The following is a 5171-nucleotide window of genomic DNA, read 5'->3' as shown; positions in this document are numbered from 1 at the left end:
GTAGAGGACGATCCTGATATACGAGAAATTGCTACCCTAGCACTCGAGGATGTGGGTGGCCTCACTCTTAAAACCTGTGAATCGGGAGAGCGGGCCTTGCAGGAAGTGGACGGATTTAAGCCGCAAATCATACTGCTCGATGTCATGATGCCAAATATGGATGGCCCAGAAACACTCATCGCTATGCGGGAACGAGGACTCGTTGATGACACGGTGCTCATTCTTTTTATGACGGCGAAAGTTCATCCAGAAGAAGTGGCGCGCTACAAAGCGTTAGGGGCGAGTCATGTTATTTCTAAACCTTTCGATCCTATGACATTAGCTGATGATGTGCGTGCGTTTTGGGACGAATTCAATGGATGATAACAAAAAGACTAATGACACCGAAAAACGTCTTGAAAGGCTCAAGGAAGCGTACGCGAAACGGCTGACCTCGGAGTTTAAACGGCTTCATGCCATCAATGATAAGTTGTTATCAGGCCATGATGACCAGGAAACGTTAAAGGCGTTGCACTCTGGGTTGCACACCATTGCGGGCGCGGCGGGAACATTTGGTTTTGCTAGTCTCGGCGAAGCGGCCCGACAATTTGAGCAACAGGTTGCCAAGCGCTTATCCCAAACAGAACCGCCCACCAGCCTGCCAACTGATTGGATGGAAGCGCTGGAGTCTGCGCACCATAAAGATAGCGTGTCAGCGACACAAAGCACCACAACAATCCAGCAACCGGTTATGGAAGGGGCGCCTATTATCGGCTTGGTCGAGCGCGATAATATTTTGGCTAAATACGCCCAATCCCAGTTTGCTCGTTTTGGTTTTCAGGTGTACTGGATAAAGGATGCCAAACAACTAAAACAATTGACTAAACACGCACCTGACTTACTGCTTATTGATCATCATGCTATTCAGGACGACGTGTCTGATACCGATTTAGCAGTTTTATGGAAGACCAAGTTGCAGCACTTCCAATGTCCCGTCTTTTTCATTGGTGCTGAAGAAAGTTATCACGCAAGGCTGATGGCACTGCGCGCGGGAGGCGCAGGTTATTATTCCAAGCCGTTGGACATGGCCAAACTTGCTTCAAAGTTTGCGCATATGCTTGGTCACATAGACGCGGAACCTGGTCGGGTTATGATGATTGATCAAAGCCCAGCCCTCGTTTCTCAATGCCAATCTGTTTTAGCAGATGCAGACATGAACGTCGCGACACTGGATAAGCCAGAACGACTGTTTGAGTGTATCAGCGAGTTTAATCCTGAAATTATCCTTGTCAGTGTCTGGTTACCGCAGGTGACGGGCGCTGAATTAGTGGCCTTGCTCGCGCAGACAGAGCATTGGTCACATTTGCCGATTATTTTCCTCTCTCGCGACCCTAACGCAGATTTGCGTCGCCAATCATTGTTGTTAGACGGCGATGCCATTCTTGAGGTGCCGGTGGACACGGAGCTTTTGGTGCGCCTGTGTCAAAGCAAAATACAGCGATTTCGAGCGTTTAACCGCACGCAACATCAAGACGGGCTGACCGGCTTATTGAAACACGCCAGCATCAAAGACGCGTTGCAAAAGCAATGGAGATAAGCTTGGCCGATACGGTGGAGAAGAGTTTGCGCTGGTATTGCCAGATTGTGATGCTGACCAAGCCGAGCATTTGGTTAATCAGTTACGAGAAGATTTCGGAGCGATCACGTTCAAGGCGAATGACGCCACGTTTTCTTGCACGCTTTCCGCCGGCATTGCCGACAATCAGCGCTTTCCGACAGWACCAAGTGAGTCTTTATTGGCGTTCGCGGACAAAGCCTTGTATCGCGCCAAGCATGAAGGACGAAATTGTGTCGTACAAGCAATGAATACCCCTTAATCGCTAATTCTCCGGAGCCTTGGTATGCGAACGCCACCTATCCCTGATAACGAAGCCGAGCGTCAACAGGCACTAGACGAAACCGAGTTGCTTAACAGTGGTGCCGATCCTCGCTTTGATCGCATTACTCGCTTATGCCTTGACTTGTTTTCTGTGCCTATCGCGCTGGTGTCACTGATCGATCGTGAGCGACAATACTTTAAGTCTCGTCAGGGGTTAGATGCCTCTGAAACCCCAAGGGATATCTCTTTTTGTGGGCACGCCATTATGGGTAGTGAACCATTGATTATTGAAAACGTGCTAGACGATATGCGTTTTTGTGACAATCCACTTGTCTGTGGGGCGCCGGATATTCGGTTTTATGCGGGTATGCCGATTCACAGCAGCGAGGGTTATCGACTGGGCACGCTATGCCTAATTGATAAACAGCCAAGGCAGTTTAGTGAACATAACGTGGCGCAACTAAAGAACCTTGCTGGCATGGTGGAGGATCTGATTTGGACCGATATCTATCAGCGACGTGAGTCAACAGCGTTGCAGCAACAACTGCAAACTAGCCACGATGAAATGGCATCGCTGATTAATAACATACCAGGCATCACGTTTCGTTGTTTGCCAGATAAAAGCTGGACCATGCTTTACATCAGTAACCAAGTTGACACCATCAGTGGTTATGCCGCCGACGATCTGATAAACAATAAACGCGTTTGTTATGCGGATCTCATTCACCCTGATGATGTGTCCGTTGTTGATGACGCCGTTACCAACGCCATGGCCAACAATGAGGAATGGCATATTGAGTATCGTGTTCGGCATCGTACGCTGGGCTTTCGCTGGGTGGAGGAACGAGGTAAATGTATTGAAACAGATCCTAGGCATCCACAGGTGCTTGAAGGGTTTATTATCGATATTACTCGAGAGCGCAATGCCCTGACGCAGCTGGAGCGGCATCATCAGGCATTAACGGTGCTGACTGACATTGCCTTTTCCAGTCATGGGAGCTTGGATGAGAGAATCAATCATGCCTTGCAAGAGGCCAAGCTCTACTTGAGGGCTGAATTGGCCATTGTCAGTGAAATAAAAGGCGAGGTGTATACGGTTAACTGGATAGCTGGGCCGTCAGACACAACGATTGTTGCAGGGCAGCAGTTTGCATTAGAAGACACCTGGTGTCAGTTTTTGATGGCAGAGAACCCCAGCAGCACCACGCAGGAACAGTTTATTGCCGATACCGATCGCCCAGAGTTTCAGCAACATCCGTGTTATAAAACTGCACCGTTAGGCAGCTATGCTGGCGTTGTCATCAATGTCTATGACCGCCCCTGGGGCACATTGAACGTATCGTCCGCTAAGGCGCGTTCTGAAGACTACAACGATGGCGAAAAACTGTTTTTACGCCTCCTCGGCAACTGGTTATCCGATGTATTGACCCAGAATTTGAGCCAGCAGCGGCTGACCAAATTAGCAGCATTATTGCCGGGAACGCTTTATCAATTCCGTCGTTTTCCCGATGGGCGTATGGTTTTTCCTTATAGTTCTCCTCAAATAGAGACGTTGTACGGCATCACACCAGAACAGGCTGCAGAAGATGCCATTCCTGCGTTTGAGCGCATCCATCCTGGCGATATTGAGACCGTGAGTCGATCCATCGAACATTCGGCACACACGTTAGAACATTGGCAATCTACCTATCAGGTCAACTGTCCGGGCAAGGGCTATCGTTGGATTTCTGGCGAGGCGAGGCCGGAGAAAATGATCGACGGTAGTATATTGTGGCACGGTTATTTGCAAGATGTTCACGAACAGCATCAGGCGCGTTTAGCTTTGGAGCAGAGCGAGGCGAGGTTGCGTAGCTTGTTTGACTTTTCTCCTATCGGCATCGCTTTGAACGATTTTGTCACCGGACAGTTTCTTGATCTCAATGATGCTTTGATTGCACCCACGGGTTACACCCGCGAAGAATTCGTTTCCCTCAGTTATTGGGATGTCACGCCTAAAGAATATGAGCAAGAGGAGCAAAAAGCGCTGGCAAGTATGCAAAGCACGGGTCGCTATGGGCCGTTTGAAAAAGAGTACATCCGCAAAGATGGCAGTCGTTATCCGGTCCGTCTGCAAGGCATGCTGAGCACAGAGTTGGACGGAAGAAAGGTGATCTGGTCCCTTGTCGAAGACATTACTGAGCGTAAAAAACTCGACAAAATGAAAGATGAATTTATTGCCACCGTCAGCCATGAACTGCGCACACCCTTAACGTCGATCAAAGGCGCGTTAGGATTATTGAATGGCGGCGCAACTRGGGAATTACCACCAAAGGCTAACAAGTTGCTGCATACTGCCGAGCGTAACGCAACACGTTTAACCTTGCTGATAAACGACTTGTTAGATATGGAAAAGCTCGTGGCAGGAAAAATGCCAATTCAGAAACAAAAGCAAGATCTTGGCTCGCTATTGGATGACGCGATAGAGTCTGTTAAATCCTACCAGCATCAAACCCAGACACAAATACGCCCCCCAAATAACTGGCCGGCTGTGACGGTCAATGTTGATGGACCAAGATTGATTCAAGCACTGACCAATCTTTTATCTAATGCGATCAAATTCTCACCAGAAGGTGAGTGGGTAGACGTTTCGGTAATTGTTGATAAAACGCTGGTTGAAATTGCTATTAGAGATCGTGGACCTGGGGTTGACCTGGCGTTTCAGGATCGACTGTTTCAGCGTTTTAGCCAAGCTGACAGCAGTGATAATCGCAAGGTTGCTGGTACAGRTCTGGGACTAGCGATTACGCGGGAGATATGTCAGCAAATGGACGGTGATGTGGGGTACCGCGATGCTGAGGGCGGTGGGGCGTTGTTTTTTATTCAGTTGCAGGTTGCACAATGAGCGTAGTTGCTAAACAGGTGATGGCAACGCTGTTACTGGCCCTTATTGCTGTCGTTGGTAACATGATTAACTTGCCTTTGTTTTTCGGCGTGCATTTTATCTTTGGCTCGGTGGCTGTCATGCTGGCCATAAGATTGATCGGGCTATGGCCAGCCGTGTTCGTGGCGTTAGCTGGCGGTTTTTATACCTGGATACTTTGGGGTCACCCTTACGCGATGCTGACACTGACATTGGAAGCGTTTGCAGTCAGTTTATTGTATCGCCGCGGCGTAAAAAACTTGGTACTCGCGGATCTCGCTTTTTGGGTAGTGGTGAGTCCGATAGTGCTGATACCACTCTATGTAATGGCTATCGGTATGGATAGCAGCTCCACCGGCATGATTGTCTTAAAGCAAGCGCTGAACGGCGTATTCAATGCGCTCATTGCAGGGT

General features: G+C 48.9%; 5 protein-coding genes. All 5 read left to right on the top strand.

The window, feature by feature from the left end; genetic code table 11:
* Positions 1-363, top strand: a 363-nt coding sequence (locus BZG79_RS11270; RefSeq protein ID WP_077774430.1) for a response regulator, incomplete at its 5' end; no start/stop codon positions are given.
* The gene (locus BZG79_RS11265) at positions 356-1576 is read left to right on the top strand and encodes a response regulator (RefSeq protein ID WP_199877759.1); all 1221 of its coding nucleotides are present in this window, start codon (positions 356-358) and stop codon (positions 1574-1576) included. The genes BZG79_RS11270 and BZG79_RS11265, both read left to right, overlap by 8 nt.
* A gap of 37 nt (positions 1577-1613) precedes the next feature.
* Complete coding sequence (locus tag BZG79_RS16420; RefSeq protein ID WP_242414169.1) at positions 1614-1856, top strand: diguanylate cyclase; 243 nt, start codon at positions 1614-1616, stop codon at positions 1854-1856.
* Positions 1857-1880: 24 nt separating this feature from the next.
* Positions 1881-4739 carry a PAS domain-containing protein gene (locus BZG79_RS11260; protein ID WP_077774429.1) on the top strand — a complete coding sequence of 953 codons (2859 nt, stop codon included), beginning with the start codon at positions 1881-1883 and terminating at the stop codon, positions 4737-4739.
* Positions 4736-5171, top strand: a 436-nt coding sequence (locus BZG79_RS11255) for a hypothetical protein (protein ID WP_199877756.1), incomplete at its 3' end; no start/stop codon positions are given. The genes BZG79_RS11260 and BZG79_RS11255, both read left to right, overlap by 4 nt.

It is taken from the genome of Salinivibrio sp. MA427 (assembly GCF_001996115.1).
Taxonomy (GTDB): domain Bacteria; phylum Pseudomonadota; class Gammaproteobacteria; order Enterobacterales; family Vibrionaceae; genus Salinivibrio; species Salinivibrio costicola.
The sequence above is the reverse complement of the archived record's forward strand: the minus strand, read 5'-3'. Positions and strand labels throughout refer to the sequence as shown.

Excerpts from the sequence above, each read along its gene's own strand:
- BZG79_RS11265 (WP_199877759.1), top strand. The coding sequence starts at position 356 with ATGGATGATAACAAAAAGACTAATGACACCGAAAAACGTCTTGAAAGG.